Source organism: Desulfobacula sp. (assembly GCF_030145145.1).
GTDB lineage: Bacteria > Desulfobacterota > Desulfobacteria > Desulfobacterales > Desulfobacteraceae > Desulfobacula.
In genome coordinates this window covers 65,225-85,580 of record NZ_JAQYWD010000018.1, presented here as the reverse complement: position 1 = coordinate 85,580, position 20,356 = coordinate 65,225, and the positions used below count along the sequence as shown (strand labels likewise).

The window sequence follows — 20,356 nt, the reverse complement described above, 5'->3', positions numbered from 1 at the left end:
TGACCCCAAGCATAAATGGCCAACCCGGAAAGTTGAGTTATTAACCCTGTAACCAAATTTTAACCACTAAGCCGGGTAAAAAATGAAATTTATTGCTGACCTTCATATTCACTCCAAGTATTCCAGGGCCACGGCAAAGAATCTTGATTTTGAGAATCTTTATTATATGGCACAAATTAAAGGCATCCGGGTTGTTGGAACAGGGGATTTTACCTATCCTGCCTGGATCGACGCTATTACGTCCAAGCTTGAAGAGATCGAGCCGGGACTGTTTTCTTTAAAAAAAGACATTGCAGCCGACATTGACAAAACCATCCCTGAAACGTGCCGGAACCCTGTCCGGTTTATCCTGCAGACAGAGATCAGCAATATTTACAAACGGGATGACCGGGTGAGAAAAAATCATAACCTGATTTATTTTCCGAGTATTGCCAGTGTGAAGACGTTTAATGCCAGACTGGATGCCATCGGAAATATAAAATCCGACGGACGGCCCATCCTGGGGATGGATGCAGCGGATCTGCTTTCCCTTATGCTGGATGTGGATGATAAAGGATTTTTTGTGCCGGCTCACATCTGGACCCCCTGGTTTTCCATGTTTGGGTCAAAATCAGGATTCGATTCCATTGAAGCGTGTTTTGGTCCTTTGAAATCGCATATTTTTGCCGTTGAAACCGGGTTGTCCTCTGATCCGCCCATGAACTGGCGGGTTGAAGATCTTGACAATGTCCGCCTGATCTCTAATTCCGACGTCCATTCACCCGGTTACCTGGGAAGGAATGCCTCTGTGTTTGATACGGACCTCAGTTTTTATCATCTGCGGAAGGCCCTTGAAACCAATGACCTTGAGGCCTTTAAGGGAACCCTGGATATGTTTCCCCACCAGGGTAAATATCATTATGATGGTCACAGGAAATGTCATGTCTGTTTGAATCCTGCCACCACGGCTCAAATTGACGGCATCTGTCCCGAGTGCGGGCGAAAGGTGACCTATGGGGTGTTAAACAGGGTTCAGGAACTGGCCACGAGACCGGAAGGCTATGTGCCCGGGAACCGCCAGGGATATACGAGCATTATCCCCCTGGCCGACATCCTTTCTGAAATTTTTGAGGTGGGTCCTAAAACAAAAAAAGTGGCTGCTTACTACAATAAAGCCATTGAAACGCTTGGGCCGGAGCTGGGCATCCTTCTGGACAAATCATTTGAAGAAATAGAAACGGCTCATGTCCCACTGCTGGCAGAGGCCATAAGGAAAATGCGGACAGGAGATGTCCAAATTGATCCCGGGTATGATGGTGAATATGGGCGAGTGACTCTTTTTTCAAGGCAGGAAAGGGAACAGTTAAAAGGAGAAAAACCCCTCTTGTTTAATCTTCCCATCAAAAAGAAAATCATCAGGGAAAAAGTCCTTATTACGTCTCTGGAGATCAAGAAAAGGAATAAAAAAAAGATTCCGCAAACAAGACCCAACCGTCAGAATCCGGATCTTTTAGCCGGGTTGAATCCTCAGCAGCAACAGGCGGTTGAGTCTTCTGCCAGGGCCATGGTGATCCAGGCCGGACCCGGAACAGGCAAAACCAGAACCTTAACGGCGAAAATTGCCTATCTGATATCAAAGAAAGCGGTTGATCCTTCGTCCATTCTTGCCCTGACATTTACCAACAAGGCTGCAAGACAGCTTGAACAGCGGGTGGAGAAATATATGACCCAGACAAACACGCCGGTGCTGGCGGCAACCTTCCATTCCTTCTGCCTCAAGCTTTTAAAAGAGCATAATGGGTTTAATGCGGTTATTGCGGATGATCCGGTAAGACTTTCATTGATCCGGGAAGCCATGGAAGAAGGGCATAAAAAAGGGCAGGCAAAGAAAACAGATCATTGGATTTCTCTATGCAAGCAACATTTACTGGGCCCGGATGATGATCTTGAAAAAGTTATTCCCCAGGAGGCATTGGGTCCGTTTAAATTGATTTATAGAACCTACCAGGCCCTTTGCAAAGCGCAGAATGTGGCAGATTTTGAAGACTTGATCTTCATGACCGTCAATTTGTTTGACAGCGATGAAGCGATTCTGTCCAGGATCCGAAAAAAGTACCCGTATATTTTTATCGATGAATACCAGGACTTGAATTATGGTCAGTATGCGCTGGTCAAACGGCTGTCCCGGCAGAATCATATTGTTGTGATTGGTGATCCGGATCAGTCCATATACGGGTTCAGGGGATCTGACAATAAATATTTCAAAGCGTTTGCCCGTGATTTTCCCGGGTGTGAGAAGATCCGGCTGACAAAAAATTACCGGTCCACGCAAACCATTCTTGATGCGTCTTTTCAAATGATCAGCCGGTCATTGGACAACCCGGAAACACTCAGGATTTTTTCAGATAAGGACAGTCAAAAAAAATTGATCATCAAAGAAACGGCCACTGAACAGGCCGAGGCCGTGGCCATCGGCAAGATGATCGAACGGCTCGTTGGCGGCACCTCCTTTTTTTCAATGGACACGGGAAAAGCAGATGGGGACAACCCCAAAGAGTATTCTTTTGCAGACTTTGCCGTTCTTTACCGTACCGGAAGGCAGTGCGAGACCTTTATCAAGGTGTTTGAAAAAGAGGGCATCCCTTTTCAGACCGCAGATAAAAAGAATCTGGTTGAGATCGATGGTATCCGACAATTGATCAGTCTTTGCAGGATCATGGCACAAGGGGAATGCTTTCTGGATTTTGAGATTGTTTTTGACCATTTCGGTGCCGGGCTGGGTAAAAAAGGAAAGGCCGCTTGTCATAAGGCCTATATAGCGGCGTGTGAAATGGATCAGGATATTTTAGACACATTTGTGCAAGGGGATATCCCCGGGGTTAACACCGCAGTAAGAAAAAAGGTTGTCACCATTGCAGAGCAGCTCACGGCGCTCAGGGATGAGATGAACCAATGCATCCCTGAAACCGGGCTAATGCGGTTGTGTCAAAGCGCAGCGTTAAAACAGATCATTGAAAAAAAGGATACGACAAAACAGGCCTTTGAAACGGTATTATCCATGAGCCGGCTTCACGATGATTTAACGGGATTCCTGGATGCCCTTGCCTTGAACCAGGATGCGGATACCCTGGCGGTTCACACCCAGAACGTATCTTTGATGACCCTGCATGCGGCCAAGGGGCTTGAATTCCCCGTTGTATTTGTTGCCGGATGTGAACAGGGGCTTGTCCCCTTTGCAAGGGACGGTGAAATCATTGATGATCTTGAGGAAGAGCGTCGCCTGTTCTATGTGGGCATGACAAGGGCCATGGATATTCTTTGTTTGACTTATGCGAAAAAAAGAAGCATATTTGGCACCAGTAAACAAAGACAACGATCTTTTTTTATTGAGGATATTGAAAAGCGGCTGACACAGGTTGAGAAACGTTCTGTCCGCCTGGAAAAGCAAACGCAGCCGGAACAATTGGAATTGTTTTAAGAGGGGTTAACCGGTTAAACAAACAAATGCAGGATAAAATTAAGCCCATGACAGTTGAGAAACGGATAGTAAAGGAAATTGAACTTGAGAATAACCAGATCCTTATCATCTCGGATCTGTCCAGAAAGATCAGTGCAGATGCCTATGTTGTTATCATGACGGCGAATATGGAGATAAATATCCAAAAAGAGCTGTTTTTTGACGACCCCCTGTCTGATTTTAAATTTGAAGATATCCTGGCCACGCTAGGAGACTCCGTCATCTATGAATTTAAAGGTGAGCGTAATTTTATCATGGACCATGAAAAGGATGACGTGTTTGAGGCAATTGTTAAAACCTTTCTGGATAACCTGGGACCCTATGTGGCAAGCCCCAGGTTCCCGGGAAAATTTGTTTTGAAGACATATAAAGACCGGATAAAATAATACAAAGAAAATGGGAATAAAAACAGGCGTTATCTTATGGGTTATGTTCAGCATGGTCTGCCTGAATACGGCTGTTGCCGATATTTACAAATACATTGACAGCAGCGGCATTGTCCATTTTACAAATACCCCCACCTCAACGGATTATAAAATCTACATCAAAGAAAATTCTAAAAAAAACAGCCGCTTGCACTACACTAAAAAATATGATGAGATTATTAGAAAGGCCCAAAAAAAATTTGGAGTTGAGTTTTCTTTGATCAAAGCGGTGATTCAAACCGAATCAGACTTTGATCCAATGGCGGTATCAAAAAAAGGTGCCAAAGGGCTTATGCAGATTATGCCGGCCAATTTTAAATCCCTTTTTGTCGAAGACCCGTTTAATCCTTCCCAGAATATCATGGGAGGGGTCCTTTATCTTCAACGGCTTTTAAGGCGGTATGCGTATAAATTACCCCTGGTTCTTGCGGCTTATAATGCCGGACCCCAGGCGGTTGATAAGTATCAGCGGATTCCGCCGTACAAAGAAACGCAAAACTATGTCAGAAAAGTGATGAAAACCTATAGCCAGTATAAAAATTTTTAAAAGCCGCTAAAAGTCTTTTTCAATTTCCCGGATAAAGTTTATCAGCCGGTTCTTCATATCGGGCCGTTCAAGGGCAAAGGCGAGGTTGGCCATCTGGAATCCGACCTTGTCTCCGCAATCAAAGCGTTTTCCCTGAAATTTATATCCGTAGATGGGTTGTTCCTTGAGCAGGCTTTTCATGGCATCCGTGAGCTGGATTTCTCCCCCGGCCCCTTTTTTGTTTTTCCCCAGGTATTCAAAAATTTTGGGGGTCAAAATATACCGGCCGATAATGGCCAGATTGGATGGGGCATCTTCGGGGTTTGGCTTTTCCACCATATCGTTGATCCGGAAAATATCTTCTTCCACTTGTTGGGCATCCAGAATACCGTATTTATCTGTCTGGTCTCGTTCAACTTCCATGACTGCGGCCATAGAGGCTCTTAATCGATCGAATTTTTTTACCATCTCGGAGAGAACGGGTTTGTCGGTCTGGATCAGGTCATCGGCCAGCAGAACGGCAAAGGGTTCATCGCCGACAATATCTTTTGCACACCAGATGGCATGACCCAGTCCCAACGGCTCATGCTGACGGGTATAAATAATGTTTCCGGTAGTTGGAACCAGTTCCTGGATTATTTTTAAAAGATCGTCTTTCCCTTTTTCCTTAAGGGCATGTTCGATTTCAAAGGACCTGTCAAAATGATCTTCCAATGCTTTTTTTCCCCGACCCGTAACAAAAATAATTTGCTCGATACCGGCTTCAAACGCTTCTTCAACTGCATACTGGATGATGGGCTTATCAACAACCGTGAGCATTTCTTTTGCCATGGCTTTGGTGGCCGGAATAAATCTTGTACCAAGTCCGGCCACAGGAAAAACAGCCTTTCTAATTTTCATGAAAACTCCTTTGGATGATTCAGTCAATTATGATAAATAAGTATGGTAATTAAAATTGTATTGTTTTGTTATTTATTTTGAAAAAAATCATATGTCAAATTTATTTTCATTAAACCCGTATGACCTTTGTTATCACGAAGGGTTGTGAAGTTTGTAATCATTTGACATTATTGATTTTTTTAAGTACAATGCACAACTTTAAGCGACCGTGACAACTTTAGATAAGGAAGTTTTAATGATAGATACAACTCAAAAAACGTCTGAAATACCGCCGGAACAGCTCAGTTTGAAAAGCAAATTTAAGTTTGAATGCCATAAAGGCGTCAAATGTTTTACCGACTGCTGCCGGGGAATTGATATTATGTTGACTCCCTACGATATTTTAACCATGCGCAAAAAACTCGATTTGACCTCCGAGGAATTCCTTGCCGTCTTTACCACACCCCAGATCCTTGAACGAGCAGATCTGCCTGTGGTAACCCTGAAACTACTGGATGATGAACGAAAATCCTGTCCCTTTGTGGAAGACCAGGAAGGGTGTGCCATATACGAGGATCGACCCACTACCTGCCGATACTACCCGTTAGGGGTCGGCTCTTTAAGCTATGCTGGAGAGCAAGATGAGAAAGATGAATTCTTTTTTACGGTGAAAGAAGCCCATTGTCTGGGGTTTGATGAAGATAAAGAATGGACCGTGGCCGAATGGAGAGAGGATCAGGGCGTTGACCTCCGGGATAAAGTCAATGAGGGATGGATGGACTTGATCGTCAGAAAAAAATCATTGCCGCCCAATATGAAACTGTCAGAAGAAAGCAAAAAAATGTTTTTCCTGGCGTGTTATAATATTGACAAGTTCAGGGCATTTGTTTTTAACAGCACCTTCCTTGAAAGATACGATTTTCCAAAGGAAAAAATTCAAGAAATTAAAACAGATGATATCTTACTGCTTCAGTTTGGATTTGAATGGCTTAAGGTCAGTTTTTTTCAAACAGGACAGGAAAAGTTTAAAATAAAAGAAAAACAATAAACCACTCTGTTTGTCTTTAACGCAATTTTCGGACGTTAGCGTTAATGGCCAACCCCGAAAGTTGCGTCTTTAAACCGGCCGTGCCATGAACAGGCAGGGCCGGTTTTACCCTGGTTAATAGGTATACCAGAGACCTTCCTGAAACTTAGGCGTGTTCAGCCGTTCTTCAATGTCTACATTAAAAAATGATGCAATCGGTTCAAAGATTTCCGGGTTATGGGCCTGGACGCTTTTTGTGGCATCCAAAAGAAGCTGAAACCCCTTTTGGGTCATTCGCCCCAATGGTTTCCGGCAGGGGCCTGACGGCATTCCCAATAACTGCATCAAGGTTTTTAAGGGAAGTGGATTCCTTGCCCTGCAATAGACAGGTCCGAATTCTGAGTCTTCCTGGGTGATCACCACCACAAGGTCAAGCAACGGTTTCAGGGCCTGCTGGAGTTTCATGGCCCCATCGGTATCGTCCTGGTTGAGAAGGGAGACCATCTGACTCAGGAATTTCGGGGCAATGTTGGACATCACTGAAATCCCTCCGCACGCCTTGATTTGAGGATCTGTCATGACATCATAAATCAGGGCATCATCCCCGGAGAATATTTGAAAGTCCTTTCCGCAGTATTTCCGGGTGAGTTTCATGTTTTCAAGATTGCCGGTGGCCTCTTTTACACAGGACACATTGGGAAAATTTTTTGCCAGGATGGCAAGGTCCTGGGGCAGCATCTGGGCGCCGGTTCTGCCCGGAATGATATACGGAATAATATTGATATCCGGGAATGCTGTGGCCACAACCTCATAATATTCCCTCCGGATTTCAAGGGAGCTGGGGCCATTGTAATACGGGTCCACCATCAGGACGGCATCAACGCCTTCTTTGGCAGCATGACCGATCGCTTCCAGTGCCTCGCTGGTATTGTTGCTGCCGGTTCCGGCGATTCTAAGGCATTTGTCTTTTGCAAGCCTGGCTACCTGGGCAATCACATGATCGTGTTCTTTCCATTTGAAGGTAGGGCTTTCACCGGTTGTCCCTGTTGCCAGTATCCCGGTGATACCATTTTCAATCTGAAAGCTGATCAGTTGTTCAAGTCCCTCCTGATCAAGTTCTCCTGCCGTGTTAAAGGGGGTGATTAATGCAGTATAGCACCCTGGCTTCATAGTTTACTCCTGCCCTGTAAATAAATTATTTCCAAATGGATTTTCTTCTATCACCGTGCTATCACAAGTCTTGATTTGGTTCAAGCCAAAATTAAAGGTGATGATTATTTTTAATGGGTCTTGACACAAAGTTGTATCAGAAATATGATATACAGTTTTAAATAACGATTTGAAACTGTATATAAAATATCAAAAAGGATGATCATCATAATGACCAATGCAGATAAAGGAAAGAACCTGATAAAAGATGTGGATGAGCATATTGCAGCATTAAAAAGTCAGCTGACACGGAATGAAGACTGCGGCACGACCCACTATAACCTGGCGGTGGCCCTTTTGGGAAAGCAGGAGTATATTGAAGCGGAGAAAGAACTTCATGATGCCATTGACTGCAGTCCGACACTGGCTGAGGCCTATGTTCTCCTGGGGGGCATCTGTCTTCAGCAAAAGGATCTTGAAGGGTGTTACCGATTTAACCAGCGGGCGACAAAGGCCAGGGCCGGGTTTGCTGAAGGATATGCCAATATGGCATTTGTCCTTCTTCAGCTGGTAGATGGCAAAGATGCCAAAGAAGATGAAGAAAAAGTGGACAAAGCTATTAAAAATCTTAAAAAAGCCATTATCCATAATAAAAATTTTGTTCAGGCCTATGCCACCCTGGGAACGGCGTATTTCATGAAAGGGCTTGTTCCGGAAGGGATCAAGGCAAATCTGGAGGCCATTCGAGTACAGCCGGAATTTCCCGTGGCCCATAATAATCTGGCGGTGGCATACCTTGAAATCGGTGACTTTGATCGAGCCATTGACCATTGTGATCAGGCTGAGGCATTGGGATTTCCAGTCGCCCAGGCGCTGAAAGACGAGCTTGCGCCCCACAGAAACGCATAATGGCATCCCCTCTGATTTGTTTTTTCCTGTCTGGTGAAGAAAAGCAGGTATTGCCGGGCTCCCGGTTATGGAAACTGCCATTGTCAGGGAAAGGCATGGATTCTTCCAGCGATATCCCCTGTGACCCCATCCCCCGGGAACCGGTGATAACCATTGGGGATTATTTTTCTGCTGCAGGTCGCTTTTTATCAGAAAATGATTTTTCAATCCTAAAAACAGGCATTGAAGCTTTGGTGAAACAGCCTGTCCTGACGGATCAAATTGACAGGATTTCCGTGTTTCTAGAAAAACATGGTGCGTTTTATCATCCGTTGAAAATTCAGGTGGCTGTTCATGGGAGCTCCCCCTGCTCGTTTGTCCTGAACGGTGCAATATCAATTCCGGGCCTGGCATTGATAGAAAAAGAGTATCACCTGATATCCGGTCTGAATATAACCTATGCCAACCGCTATCTTCCCCTTGTCTTTGGGGTTGATGTCATCAAAACAGAGAAAGGAAAGATCGGCTTTTTTTTAGGAGAATGGTTTGACGGCTACAAAGAATTCCATGCCACGGTAGATCAGGGTACCCGGCAAATTGTGATATGGGAATCTGACGGCACCGGCCACACGATTTCTGAAACAAATGCGCTCCCCATTTATCAGGAAATCTCCCGGATATTAACCTATTATTATGATCTTGAAACCTTTGAACAGATTTTTCCCTGGCATCATGCTGCCGGAGATTTCATTGTCCGGCAGAAAGCGGACACCATGAGTGTCCGGATGATTACAGTGAGGGGATATGCACCCTTAACAGAATTCAGTGCAGCAGACAGTGATAAAAAAGCCAACATTTTACCGTCCCTGATGTTTTTTTGTCTGAACCTGACACTTCGCATGCGTCTGGATCGCTTGAACGGTACCGGGCAGGACGTGATGCTGGGCGACAAAACAATACCCGCAGTCGTTCATGGTTTTTTGCAGGCCCTGGATGAAAAATCAATGGTCTATGACTATGGCGAGTTACGGGTGAGTTTTCTGGCGTTTGTCCGGCAATTCAGCCTGGAACAAATGATGGGTCTTATGGCGGCCATTTTAGACTCCCATCATCCAGTGCCCGCGGAAATGAGATTGATAGAAAAAATGCTTGTGTCACACTGCACAATTTTGCATGCTGTATTCAAAAGCCTTTAAAAAAAACCTTTTTTATTGACATGTTGAAACAGAAATTTTATATCTGCAATGTTATTTTGCTCAGGGTGTTTCTAAGAAAAAGGTGATGGTTTTGTAACCCTTTGGAATAACAATAGATTAAACTATTGAATGAGAAGTTTGGAAAATCTTTTCATTATTGAATGTAAATTAACAATTAATGGAGGTAAGTAAATGGCAAAACATGAGACTCCTTTACTGGATCAGCTCGAATCCGGCCCATGGCCTAGCTTTGTCTCTGACCTGAAACAGCAGGCTGAAGTCAGAGCTAAGAATACAGAAGGTGTTGAATTCCAGATCCCCCAGGATTGTGTAGACGATCTTCTGGGTGTTGTTGAGCTGTCTTACAAGCATGGCAGAACTCACTGGAAACATGGCGGTATTGTAGGCGTTTTCGGTTATGGTGGTGGTGTTATCGGCAGATATTGTGATCAGCCGAAAATGTTTCCCGGCGTTGAGCATTTCCATACAATGCGTGTGGCCCAGCCTGCAGGTAAATATTATACAACGGAATACCTGAGAGCATTGACCAAACTCTGGGACCTCAGGGGGTCCGGTGTGACCAATATGCATGGCGCCACCGGTGATATTATTCTTCTGGGTACTACCACTCCCCAGTTGGAAGAAGTGTTCTGGACACTGACCCATGACATGGATCAGGATCTTGGCGGATCAGGCTCCAACCTGAGAACCCCGGCAGATTGTCTTGGCCAGTCCAGATGTGAATATGCCTGTTATGATACCCAGGCACTGTGTCATTTTCTGACCAATGAATACCAGGATGAACTTCATCGCCCGGCATTTCCTTACAAATTCAAATTCAAATTTGATGCCTGTCCTAACTGCTGTGTAGCATCCATTGCCCGTTCTGACATGTCTTTTATCGGTACTTGGAAAGATAAGATCCGGATTGATCAGGATGCAGTGAATAAGTATGTTGAAAATGATGCTGCCTATCCTGCCAATGCAGGCGCCTACAAAGGCAGCAAAGACTGGGGTCCCTTTGACATTGAAAAAGAAGTGACCGGTCTTTGCCCCACAAAATGCATGAAATTTGAGAATAAAAAATTATTCATTGATGATGCCAATTGTACGCGCTGCATGCATTGTATTAATGTAATGCCAAGAGCCCTTAAAATCGGTAAAGATACCGGTTGTTCCATCCTGGTGGGTGCAAAGGCGCCTATTCTGGATGGTGCTCAGATGGGGTCACTGCTTGTTCCCTTTGTTGAAGTGAATGCTGACAATGATTACGAAGCCATTACGGAAGTCATTGAAAATGTATGGGATTGGTGGATGGAAGAAGGTAAAAACCGTGAAAGACTTGGTGAGCTGATTATGCGTCAGGGATTCCAGAAACTTCTTGAAGTCACTGGTATTGATGCCGTTCCGCAGCATGTTGAATACCCCAGAACCAACCCGTATATCTTCTGGAAAGAAGATGAGGTAACAGGCGGCTGGGAACGTGATGTTGAAGAATTCAGAAAAGACCATCTTAGATAAAAAGGGAGAATTATAATGGCATTTATTTCTACTGGTTATAATCCAGATAAACCGATGGAAAATAGAATTTCAGACATCGGTCCGAAAGACTACAATCAATTTTATCCCGATGTGATTGCAAAGAATAAAGGCAAATGGTCTCATCATGAGATCCTTGAGCCGGGTGTCCTTGTGCATGTGGGTGATTCAGGAGATGAAGTATATACCGTAAGAGTGGGTGGCTGCCGGTTGATGTCCACCACGCATATCAATGAGATCTGTGATATTGCTGACAAACATTGTGACGGTCATGTTCGGTTCACCACCCGTAACAATATTGAATTCATGGTGGATTCAAAAGATAAATTAGAGCCCCTGAAAAACGATCTGGCTTCCAGAAAATTTCCTGGTGGATCCAATAAATTCCCCATTGGTGGAACCGGTGCCGGCGTCACCAACATCGTCCATACCCAGGGCTGGATTCATTGCCATACCCCGGCAACAGATGCTTCTGGTACGGTAAAAGCCACCATGGATGAATTGTTTTCAGATTTCCAGGACATGAGACTACCCGCCCAGTTGAGAGTTTCCATGGCCTGCTGCCTGAACATGTGTGGTGCGGTTCATTGTTCTGATATTGCTATCCTGGGATATCACAGAAAACCGCCAATGCTGGATCATGAGTACCTTGATAAAATCTGTGAAATTCCTTTGGCTGTTGCTGCCTGCCCGACGGCTGCCATCAAACCTTCCAAGGTTAAACTGGCAAATGGTACAGAAGTCAAATCTGTAGAGGTTAAAAACGAACGCTGCATGTATTGTGGTAACTGCTACACCATGTGTCCTTCCATGCCCCTGGCTGATACAGAAGGCGATGGTATTGTTCTCATGGCGGGTGGTAAGGTGTCCAACAGAATTTCCGCTCCGAAATTTTCTAAAGTGGTTGTGGGATTTATCCCCAATGAAATGCCCAGATGGCCGACCATGACAAAGACCATTAATCGGATGGTGAATGCCTATTCAAATGGTGCCAACAAGTATGAACGACTGGGCGACTGGGCAGAAAGAATCGGATGGGAAAAATTCTTTGAAGCATGTGAGATTGATTTCACCCATCATCTGATTGATGATTTCCGTCAGCAGGCCTACATGAGCTGGCGTCAGACAACTCAGTTTAAATTTTAAGAAGATTTTGTAACGTTATCTTTTTATCGAGTATTTTATAGTTGACGTATCAGCCGGAGTGGGGTTTTCACTCCGGCTGATACCGTTCATTTCAAAGGAGTATGACAATGAGTGATCTTCTTGACAATAAAGAGGCCGCAACCAAGGCAGTCGTAGATTTTATGACAAAAAAGGCCAAAACCAAAACAAAATTTTATTTCAAAGATTTTTATAAAATTTTTCCGGATGATAAACCCCGAGTAATAAAAAAAGTTATCAATTTAATGGTTCAAGACGAAGTGCTTGAATACTGGTCTTCCGGAAGTACCACCATGTATGGACTCAAAGGGTCTGGTATCCAGCACTCATCTGAAGGCGAAGAGTAAGCATTAAGATAACCCTCACATCTATCCATGCAAAAGCACACTAAAAAAGTACCGGGGATTATCATTGCCGGGCTTCGCGGTGGATCAGGCAAGACCATTATCTCCCTGGGGATTACAGCTGCATGGAAGGAAAAACACTATACGGTCTCACCGTTTAAAAAGGGACCTGATTATATCGACGCCGGCTGGCTTTCCAAGGCAGCCGGGCGTCCTTGTTATAACCTGGACACCTTTCTGTGTACCCCGGCTGTTGTCAAACACTCCTATCAGGAACACTCCCTTCATTGTGATATCGCTGTTGTTGAAGGCAATCGTGGCCTTTATGACGGTATTGATATTGAGGGGTCCACGTCCACTTCAGAGCTTGCCAAACTGTTAAACCTGCCTGTCCTGCTGGTTCTGGACTGTACCAAGAGTACCCGTACCATGGCCGCTTTGCTGATGGGGTGCATGATGTTTGATCCTGACATCCATATTTGCGGTGTGATCCTCAATCGGGTGGCGGGTAAACGGCATGAAGGAAAAGTCCGGGCAAACATAGAACGATTCTGTCAGATCCCCGTGTTTGGTGCCGTGCCGAAATTAAAGGCAGCGGACTTTCCTGAAAGACACATGGGACTGCTTACCTCGGAAGAACATTCATTTTCTGATCAGGCCATCCAGGCCGCCACCAAAGTTGCCAATGATACCATTGATCTGGACAATCTCTATCAAACGATAACGGCTGAAAAATATATGGTTGACCTTGAATCGCAATCACAAGCAGGTTTTCCAGAAAGAGAGCCGGTTGAGCCTGAATCTGTCACCATTGGCGTTATAAGGGATTCGGCCTTTCAATTTTATTATCCCGACAATATTGATGCATTACAAAAACTGGGTGCCAGGATTGTTTTCATAAGCCCTTTAAATGAAAATTCCATCCCCCCGGTTCATGCCATCTACATGGGCGGCGGATTTCCTGAAACCCATGCAGCCCAGCTGGCACACAATGTGGCGTTTAAGGATAATTTGAAAAAATTGTCTGAAAACGGGCTTCCCATTTATGCGGAATGCGGGGGGCTCATTTTTTTGGGAGAAAGCATTCTCTTAAAGGGTCAGGAATATCCCATGTCCGGCATCCTTCCGATTACATTCGGACTTTCCCAGCGCCCCCAAGGTCATGGCTATACCCAGGTTCGGGTTGTGAATGACAATCCGTTTTACACAACAGGTCAAATTTTAAAGGGCCATGAGTTCAGGTATTCCAGTGTCCTGACCATTGACTACCAGGACGCTGAAATGGCTTTTGAAATGGAACGGGGCAAAGGGATTCTCGATAAAAAGGATGGGTTTTTTAAGCACAATACCTTTGGCACCTATACCCACATTCACGCCCTGGGTACCCCTTCCTGGGCACCCTCTCTGATTAAAAAAGCAATGACGTTCAAGGCGGATCACCCCTCCTGAATTCTTTTCTATCTATTTGGATGCCATCAAGGGCCACCGACCCCATCAGCTAAGGACCGCAGATGAGCGGTCCTAAGAATAAGATTCAATAAAAAAGAGGTTTTCCGTTTGCCGGAAAACCTCTTTTAACATCGAAAAATAGGGCTATGATAATCGGCGATTATTTCTTTTTTAAAGAGATATGACACTTGCTGCAGGAAGCAGGAGCTGGTCCCTTCATTCCTTTGGGATCCCCTGCTTTTTTGTTCACCTCTTTGTGACAGGTGCGACAATTCCCATGCATGGCATTCTCAAGGGCCATGATGTCTTTTTTGTTCTTTTTGTCTTTTGCAAGTTTTGTGTGACAGGACACGCATTTTTCAACCTGATCACCGACATTTAGATTTAAGGGCTTATTGTCCTTGTCATGATGGCAGTCCCCACAGGAAATTTTGTAATCCACATTGTGTTTCTGGTGGCTGAATTCCACGAATTTAGATTTGGGGGGTTTTTTTGTTCGTTTGGTGTATTGGTTGTAATCCATTGTAATGGTTTCCGGGACATCTGTCCCGGCATATACACCTGTCGCAACAAAAATAACAGCGATCCCTGTAGCCAAGAGCAAAGTCAACATTTTTTTGGTCATAACCTTTTTACTCCTTTAATAGTTAACAATTTATTTTGCCGTTATACCGGTGTTAATTCATCATCACCGATGGGTTTCTTATGATTTTTCTAAAACTTTTTACACCCAGGCCGGTTGAAAAGTCAATACCAAAACGATCGGGGTGATGCCTTATCCTTTATGATTCCCTGTGTCCTCTGGCGATGGGTTCTCCGGTCGTTCAGGGTCATCGGTGTCAATGTCTGATGTCTGCTTTTTGCCAAATACTCTGGCGCCGATGATGCTGATTTCATACAACACCATTAACGGCAGGGCCATCATAATCTGGGTGACCACATCCGGTGGTGTGATAAGCGCCGCCCCCACAAAGAACAGTAATAACGCGTATTTTCGATTTTTTTTTAAAAATGGTACAGTGACAAGTCCCATCCGGGCCATAAATGTTAAAACCAATGGCAGCTCAAACACAAACCCAAAGGCCAGCAACATCTTTGAGGCAAAAGAGAGGTATTCTTTCATGGATGGCATGGCATAGATGGTGTCTGTGGCAAATCCTAAAAAGAATTTAAAGCCATAGGGAAACACAATAAAATATCCAAAAGAAGACCCAATGGCAAAGAAGAAAACAGAAAGAAAGACAATGGGCAAAAAATATTTCTTTTCAGTCCTGTAAAGGCCGGGTGAGACAAACATCCAAAATTCATAGAAAAGTACCGGCGTTGACAGGACGATGCCCGTGAGCAAGGATACTTTAAGGTAGGTAAAAAAAGCTTCCGGCAGACCTGTGAAAATCATCCGGGTATTTTCATTGTCCCCCATGGCAGTGATGAGGGGGGCCGTCAGAATTTCAAACAGCTTTTCCTTAAAAAAATAAGCCGCCACAAAACCAATGCCCACCGCAATAAAGGAACGGACCAGTCTATCTCTCAACTCGCCCAAATGCTCTGTAAAAGGACTTTTTTCTTCAGTCAGCATATGCTAATCGCTTTTTTTGTTATCTGAAGAAGGATCGGTTCCGGCCGATGGTGTATCGCCCGGTATGTCATCTGTCATCGCGTCAGAAGATTCTGTTCCGGGATCCTGTGAATCGGCTGTTGAAGGGTCTTTTTTTGTATGGGTGCTTTTCAGAATATCTTTAAGATCTGTTTCAGGACCGTCTAAATCGTTCAGATCCTTAACCGTGGTTTCTACATCAATGCTGCGTTTAAAATCCTGGGCAGATCGTTTGAATTCTCCCATGGCACGCCCTAAGGTTTTGGCAAGTTCCGGCAGCTTTTTGGGTCCGATGACAATAAGGGCTATGGCCAGAATCAATAGAATTTCAGGCATTCCAAGACCAAACATTTTTTATGTAAACTCCTTTTAATAAAAATTGCCGATGACAGCCCTGTAGTTCTACACCCAATGATGGTTGAGTGTCAAGATCAAGGATATGTGATCAGCAATTCTCATTATGGTTTAAATTATTGAACAGGGTCAGACTTGTGTTATTGTGCTTTTGACAGCCAGACTGAATATACAGGATGAAAAACCGACAAAAGCGTCAATAATGCAAGCCTGACCCTTCTCCTGGGAAGTTGAGTTTCATAATGAGAATTGTTGATATGTCGTCAGGAAAAGGCAATTATTTTTTTTACCGGCGTTTGTCATATGTCCTGGCCGCCGGGTGTTTTCTATCAGGCCGCCGCCCTCCTTTAAATGGTTTCCTGTTTTTTATTTTAGGCTTGGCAATGTATTTTTTCCGGGGTGGGGGAAGGGGTTTGTCCAGTGCCTCAGATGGATACTCACACTCGATTTTATTTCCCAGCACTTCTTCTATCTGGGGGATAAAAAAGGAGCTGTCTTCATCTGCGAAACTGATGGATATACCGCTTGCTCCAGCCCTGCCGGTTCTTCCGATGCGATGAATATAGTGCTCAGGCTCATGGGGCAGATCATAGTTGATCACATGGCTGATGTTTTCAATATGCAATCCCCGGGCAGCCACATCTGTTGCCACTAAAATATTGATTCTGCCATTTTTAAATGCCTCCAGGACTTTAAATCGTTTGTCCTGGGCGACATCCCCTGAAAGTACGCTGCATTTCTGGCCATATCTGTCCAGTTTTTCGGACAGGATTCTCGCTGTCGCTTTACGGTTTACAAACAAAATAACGCGTTTTAATTGTTCATTGTTGATCAGGTTGTACACATGTTTGAATTTGTCGGATTCAGTGGTGATATACACAATCTGATGGATGCTGTCGGCAGCTGTCTGCTCGGGATCGATTTCTATTTGAATCGTGTCCTGGTTTGTCCAGCTTTCTGCCAGTCTCAGAACATCTGATGTTAACGTCGCAGAAAAGAAAAGGGTTTGCCGCTTCTTTTTGTGGGGGGTTTTTAATATAATTCTGCGGACATCGGGAATAAACCCCATATCCAGCATGCGATCCGCCTCATCAATGACAACAATTTCAACCTTGGAAGGGTCGATCAATCTTTTCCCCATAAAATCAATGAGACGACCGGGAGTTGCCACAATGACATCCACAGGCTTTTCACGAAGCTGTGTTTGTTGTTTGTTGTATCCGGTGCCACCGTAGATCGATAGAATCCTTAAATTCGTATATTTGGCCAGATCCTGGAAATCCTTTTCAATCTGGTAAACCAGTTCCCTTGTGGGGGCAAGGATCAATGCCCGGGGGGCGCCGTTTTCGTTTTTAAAGGGGTTTTTTATGAAGGTCGTTAACATACTGATAATGAAGCTGGCAGTTTTGCCCGTGCCGGTCTGGGCCTTGGCAGTGGCATCCTTTCCTTCCAGGGTATGGGCCAATAGTTTTGCCTGGATAGGGGTGCAATAGTTGAATTTTAAATCTGCAATGGCATGCAGGATACTCAAGGGCAGATCCAGATCATGAAATCTGGTTTCCCCTTCCCGGGGTTCCACTGGAAAGTCGTTGACAGACCATTTTTTTTTCTTGGGTTTCCCAGGGAAGGCATTCCCGGGGCCTTTTTCCTTTTCAGGTTCAGGCGGACTCACAGTTTGTGGATCGGTTCGTGGTTTTGAAATTTCTGCTTTGGGACTGGCAGGTGGCGGGGCAGAAGGTGATTGTTTATTTTGCTTTTTGCTGAAAAGCGATTTTAAAAATAAAAAAAATTGTTTCAATAGTTACTTTCGTTTATGGGTTATAATGTTAACTGTCTGTCTGATACCCATGGTTTTTAACAGACAGACAGTTGTTTGTGAAGTTAAATTTATTAACAACGTGTTTTACCCTCCGGCAACCAGTGGCAGCAACTGAATCTCAGCGTTGTTCTCAATGGGGGTTTTATCAAAATTCGGACTTGAAACAAGTTTGCCGTTCAAGCGGACAACCGCACACAAATCAACACTGTCAAGTGTTTTCAAAACAGATGACAGGGTCATGTTTTCGGACCAGGGCAGTTGTTTGTCATCCACTTTTATCATGTGTTATGTTGCCCCATTTTTTTTCAATAATTCCACGACGTCCGGAAAATCAATGCCGAGGCGCTGGATGGTTTCCAGGGTCGGGATACCGTTGTTATTCCATCCTCGCCGTTCATAAACCGCATCTTTGAGCAGTTCATATTGTTCTTCTCTTTTTTGCCTTAAGACCGCCACTTTTTCTTTGGCGCTCATGTCAGTGATCTGAAGGCCATATTTTTCCTTGAGCTGCTTATCATACCGTTCCTGGCGGGATTCGTATTCTTCCACGGTCACAGGACCCATAGCCCTGTATGGTAGGGTATCATATTCCCGGGTACCAAATCCCATTTTCAGGTTGAAAACTCTTTGAAAGTTATAAACAGATTCGCTCATGGAAATAAGGTCATCAGGTCCTGTTTTCCTGCCGGTAACGGCGGAAAAGAAATCTGCATACCAGCCCACATGTTTGGCGACCTTTGCCGGTTCGGGCATGGTTTTATTGTCTTCAGGAACAATGTCGTTCCAGGGCAGTTTGCAAAGACCGCAAAGACCGAACCAGGTTCTGAACATCGGGAACCAGTGAAGGGCTTCTGCCTTGTTCTCAAAGGTTGGCATGAAATTGTGAACCATATCAAGAAAGATGAGCCAGGCCTCATCATGTTGCGGGCCTTTCAGGGCAAGCCCGTACCCCCCTTGCTGGGCAAGGGATTCTTTGGTGATGTATTCGGAAAATTCCAGTCCCTTGGATTCCATGCCAATGTCCTGCATAAAGGCCATATCAGCACCAAATTCCTGGGCAAAGATCGCTTTCATCCGTCTAACACCTTTGCCGATAATGGCACCGAATCCCTCGCCTGTTGCCATCTGGTGGATAAGGGTCAATGCGTTAAAGCGGTTGCCAAAATTCAAGGCCATGCCGCCGGTATGTTTGGTGGTAATCAGGTTATTTTCAAAACATTCCATGACAAACCCCAGGGACGTTCCCACAGAAATGGTGTCCAGGCCATATGCATCACAATAAAAATTAATTTCAAGAATGGTATGGGCATCAAAAATACCCAGGTTGGCACCGCAGCCGGCAATGGTTTCATACTCAGGTCCGTCTACAAATACGGTTTGCCCTCTATAAGGGCCTGTAACCGGTGAAAAGTCTTTTACGCCGTGGGAACAGGCAACAGTACAGCCTTTCCAGCATCCGTCAAAGCCTTTGTCAAAGAGATGTTCATAGGTCTCTTCGCCGATAACCCGGCTTTCCGGATGGGAACCGAATTTGAAGTTATGGACGGGCAGACAATCATGATCATTCATGATCGGAACAAGGTGGGTGGTTCCCACCAGGGACATCCTGTTCTGCTTGGGATCAAGGTCATGAATTTCTTTTGCATGGGTTTTGGTGACGCGTTTAAGGCCCTCAAAATCTGCAGGGTTGTTGGTTTTCATGGAAATTGTCCCACATCGGGCGACAATGGCCTTGATTTTTTTATCGGCAAAAACAGTCCCGATGCCTCCCCGGCCGGCCTGTTTGTAACGAACCCTTTTCCGTCCGGCATCCCACCAGGAAAAGTTCAGGCATCCGAAAAAGGTGTTTGCTGCACCCGGGCCGGTTGTAACAACTGAAACATTGATGGGTTTATCCTTATCAAAATGCCGGGTTAAAATATCTGAAAGTTCATAGGCATCTGTGGGAAGATTTTCTGATTCAAACAGTGTGATCGTGTTTTCAATCCCATCAATAAAAATAATGGTGTCTTTTTTAGCTTTTCCGTCAACCTGTATCACATCAAAACCGGAAAATTTTTTATAGGGGCCAAAATAGCCGCCCACATTTGAATCAATGGGGGCACCGGTTAACGGAGAAATTGAGGTCACAATACTTTTTCCACCACCGGGATATCCCGGGGTCCCCCCCAGGGGGCCGGAAGAAATACAAATGGCATTTTCAGGGTCATTCCATTTGGTGCTGCCGGAAACAGCATTCCACATCATCCAGAGATCATATCCCTTCCCGCCAATAAAGGTCTTTTTTACCTTTTCTTCAATGGGGGTGATGATGATATCGGTTGCATCAAGGTTAATTCGAAGGGATTGATCCGTATAGCCTTTTTTCACGTCTGCGTGTTCATAAGAGATGGATTTGATTTCTTTCAGATGAAGTCGACCCATTTTACAGCTCCTTAAACTAAAAAATCATTTTTGAAAAAAACTATGATCCTAATCGCATAAATCCTATTTGTATATATGTT

The 20,356-nt window shown here is 44.6% G+C and carries 18 protein-coding genes; 10 read left to right on the top strand and 8 right to left on the bottom strand.

Annotated elements, in window-relative coordinates; translation table 11 throughout:
* Positions 1–82 precede the first annotated feature (82 nt).
* Genes Q1Q15_RS12000 through Q1Q15_RS11990 form a run of 3 tightly spaced genes read left to right on the top strand, consistent with a single transcriptional unit; the run spans position 83 to position 4,468 of the window.
* A complete protein-coding gene (locus Q1Q15_RS12000; RefSeq protein WP_300460066.1) occupies positions 83–3,457 on the top strand; it encodes a UvrD-helicase domain-containing protein in 3,375 nt (1,124 codons plus the stop codon).
* A gap of 47 nt (positions 3,458–3,504) precedes the next feature.
* Positions 3,505–3,882, top strand: coding sequence for a hypothetical protein (locus Q1Q15_RS11995; RefSeq protein ID WP_300460064.1), 378 nt, complete (start codon positions 3,505–3,507; stop codon positions 3,880–3,882).
* 10 nt (positions 3,883–3,892) lie between these two features.
* On the top strand, positions 3,893–4,468 hold the full coding sequence (locus tag Q1Q15_RS11990) for a transglycosylase SLT domain-containing protein (protein ID WP_300460061.1): 576 nt from the start codon (positions 3,893–3,895) through the stop codon (positions 4,466–4,468).
* 6 nt (positions 4,469–4,474) lie between these two features.
* Here the strand turns inward: Q1Q15_RS11990 and galU are convergent, their stop codons facing one another.
* Complete coding sequence (gene galU / locus Q1Q15_RS11985) at positions 4,475–5,347, bottom strand: UTP--glucose-1-phosphate uridylyltransferase GalU (RefSeq protein ID WP_300460059.1); 873 nt, start codon at positions 5,345–5,347, stop codon at positions 4,475–4,477.
* A gap of 235 nt (positions 5,348–5,582) precedes the next feature.
* Here galU and Q1Q15_RS11980 point away from each other — a divergent pair, with 235 nt between their 5' ends.
* Positions 5,583–6,374: a YkgJ family cysteine cluster protein gene (locus Q1Q15_RS11980; RefSeq protein WP_300460056.1), complete on the top strand. Its 792-nt coding sequence runs from the start codon at positions 5,583–5,585 to the stop codon at positions 6,372–6,374.
* A 114-nt stretch (positions 6,375–6,488) separates the two neighbouring features.
* Here Q1Q15_RS11980 and dapA read toward each other — a convergent pair whose 3' ends face one another.
* The gene (dapA, locus tag Q1Q15_RS11975; RefSeq protein WP_300460054.1) at positions 6,489–7,523 is read right to left on the bottom strand and encodes a 4-hydroxy-tetrahydrodipicolinate synthase; all 1,035 of its coding nucleotides are present in this window, start codon (positions 7,521–7,523) and stop codon (positions 6,489–6,491) included.
* A gap of 210 nt (positions 7,524–7,733) precedes the next feature.
* Here dapA and Q1Q15_RS11970 point away from each other — a divergent pair, with 210 nt between their 5' ends.
* The 6 genes from Q1Q15_RS11970 (at position 7,734) to Q1Q15_RS11945 (ending at position 14,082) form a co-directional block, all read left to right on the top strand.
* Positions 7,734–8,411: a tetratricopeptide repeat protein gene (locus Q1Q15_RS11970; RefSeq protein WP_300460051.1), complete on the top strand. Its 678-nt coding sequence runs from the start codon at positions 7,734–7,736 to the stop codon at positions 8,409–8,411.
* Complete coding sequence (locus tag Q1Q15_RS11965) at positions 8,411–9,586, top strand: hypothetical protein (protein WP_300460048.1); 1,176 nt, start codon at positions 8,411–8,413, stop codon at positions 9,584–9,586. Before Q1Q15_RS11970 ends, Q1Q15_RS11965 begins: the two co-directional genes overlap by 1 nt.
* A gap of 192 nt (positions 9,587–9,778) precedes the next feature.
* The gene (dsrA, locus tag Q1Q15_RS11960; protein WP_300460045.1) at positions 9,779–11,107 is read left to right on the top strand and encodes a dissimilatory-type sulfite reductase subunit alpha; all 1,329 of its coding nucleotides are present in this window, start codon (positions 9,779–9,781) and stop codon (positions 11,105–11,107) included.
* 15 nt (positions 11,108–11,122) lie between these two features.
* Positions 11,123–12,271, top strand: a complete 1,149-nt coding sequence (gene dsrB, locus Q1Q15_RS11955) for a dissimilatory-type sulfite reductase subunit beta (protein WP_300460042.1) — start codon at positions 11,123–11,125, stop codon at positions 12,269–12,271.
* A gap of 107 nt (positions 12,272–12,378) precedes the next feature.
* A complete protein-coding gene (locus tag Q1Q15_RS11950; RefSeq protein WP_300460039.1) occupies positions 12,379–12,636 on the top strand; it encodes a dissimilatory sulfite reductase D family protein in 258 nt (85 codons plus the stop codon).
* A gap of 27 nt (positions 12,637–12,663) precedes the next feature.
* Complete coding sequence (locus Q1Q15_RS11945; RefSeq protein ID WP_300460036.1) at positions 12,664–14,082, top strand: cobyrinate a,c-diamide synthase; 1,419 nt, start codon at positions 12,664–12,666, stop codon at positions 14,080–14,082.
* A 160-nt stretch (positions 14,083–14,242) separates the two neighbouring features.
* On the opposite strand, the gene Q1Q15_RS11940 is transcribed toward Q1Q15_RS11945, so the two are convergent.
* From Q1Q15_RS11940 to Q1Q15_RS11915, 6 genes are all read right to left on the bottom strand, one after another.
* Positions 14,243–14,707 carry a cytochrome c3 family protein gene (locus Q1Q15_RS11940; protein ID WP_300460035.1) on the bottom strand — a complete coding sequence of 155 codons (465 nt, stop codon included), beginning with the start codon at positions 14,705–14,707 and terminating at the stop codon, positions 14,243–14,245.
* 150 nt (positions 14,708–14,857) lie between these two features.
* Positions 14,858–15,661, bottom strand: coding sequence for a twin-arginine translocase subunit TatC (tatC, locus tag Q1Q15_RS11935; RefSeq protein WP_300460033.1), 804 nt, complete (start codon positions 15,659–15,661; stop codon positions 14,858–14,860).
* 3 nt (positions 15,662–15,664) lie between these two features.
* Entirely contained in the window at positions 15,665–16,030 is a 366-nt protein-coding gene (locus tag Q1Q15_RS11930; protein WP_300460031.1) for a twin-arginine translocase TatA/TatE family subunit, read from the bottom strand.
* A 289-nt stretch (positions 16,031–16,319) separates the two neighbouring features.
* Positions 16,320–17,831 (bottom strand): DEAD/DEAH box helicase, encoded by a 1,512-nt coding sequence (locus Q1Q15_RS11925; protein ID WP_300460029.1) that lies wholly within the window; start codon positions 17,829–17,831, stop codon positions 16,320–16,322.
* 105 nt (positions 17,832–17,936) lie between these two features.
* Complete coding sequence (locus Q1Q15_RS11920) at positions 17,937–18,134, bottom strand: MoaD/ThiS family protein (protein WP_300460028.1); 198 nt, start codon at positions 18,132–18,134, stop codon at positions 17,937–17,939.
* A 3-nt stretch (positions 18,135–18,137) separates the two neighbouring features.
* Positions 18,138–20,276 carry an aldehyde ferredoxin oxidoreductase C-terminal domain-containing protein gene (locus tag Q1Q15_RS11915; RefSeq protein WP_300460026.1) on the bottom strand — a complete coding sequence of 713 codons (2,139 nt, stop codon included), beginning with the start codon at positions 20,274–20,276 and terminating at the stop codon, positions 18,138–18,140.
* Positions 20,277–20,356: the final 80 nt, after the last annotated feature.

Coding starts and splice junctions, on each gene's coding strand:
- Q1Q15_RS12000 (WP_300460066.1), top strand. CDS start 83: ATGAAATTTATTGCTGACCTTCATATTCACTCCAAGTATTCCAGGGCC.
- Q1Q15_RS11995 (WP_300460064.1), top strand. CDS start 3,505: ATGACAGTTGAGAAACGGATAGTAAAGGAAATTGAACTTGAGAATAAC.
- Q1Q15_RS11930 (WP_300460031.1), bottom strand. CDS start 16,030: ATGTTTGGTCTTGGAATGCCTGAAATTCTATTGATTCTGGCCATAGCC.
- Q1Q15_RS11940 (WP_300460035.1), bottom strand. CDS start 14,707: ATGACCAAAAAAATGTTGACTTTGCTCTTGGCTACAGGGATCGCTGTT.
- dsrB (WP_300460042.1), top strand. CDS start 11,123: ATGGCATTTATTTCTACTGGTTATAATCCAGATAAACCGATGGAAAAT.
- Q1Q15_RS11945 (WP_300460036.1), top strand. CDS start 12,664: ATGCAAAAGCACACTAAAAAAGTACCGGGGATTATCATTGCCGGGCTT.
- Q1Q15_RS11915 (WP_300460026.1), bottom strand. CDS start 20,276: ATGGGTCGACTTCATCTGAAAGAAATCAAATCCATCTCTTATGAACAC.
- tatC (WP_300460033.1), bottom strand. CDS start 15,661: ATGCTGACTGAAGAAAAAAGTCCTTTTACAGAGCATTTGGGCGAGTTG.
- Q1Q15_RS11920 (WP_300460028.1), bottom strand. CDS start 18,134: ATGATAAAAGTGGATGACAAACAACTGCCCTGGTCCGAAAACATGACC.
- Q1Q15_RS11990 (WP_300460061.1), top strand. CDS start 3,893: ATGGGAATAAAAACAGGCGTTATCTTATGGGTTATGTTCAGCATGGTC.
- Q1Q15_RS11980 (WP_300460056.1), top strand. CDS start 5,583: ATGATAGATACAACTCAAAAAACGTCTGAAATACCGCCGGAACAGCTC.
- dapA (WP_300460054.1), bottom strand. CDS start 7,523: ATGAAGCCAGGGTGCTATACTGCATTAATCACCCCCTTTAACACGGCA.
- Q1Q15_RS11965 (WP_300460048.1), top strand. CDS start 8,411: ATGGCATCCCCTCTGATTTGTTTTTTCCTGTCTGGTGAAGAAAAGCAG.
- galU (WP_300460059.1), bottom strand. CDS start 5,347: ATGAAAATTAGAAAGGCTGTTTTTCCTGTGGCCGGACTTGGTACAAGA.
- Q1Q15_RS11970 (WP_300460051.1), top strand. CDS start 7,734: ATGACCAATGCAGATAAAGGAAAGAACCTGATAAAAGATGTGGATGAG.
- dsrA (WP_300460045.1), top strand. CDS start 9,779: ATGGCAAAACATGAGACTCCTTTACTGGATCAGCTCGAATCCGGCCCA.
- Q1Q15_RS11950 (WP_300460039.1), top strand. CDS start 12,379: ATGAGTGATCTTCTTGACAATAAAGAGGCCGCAACCAAGGCAGTCGTA.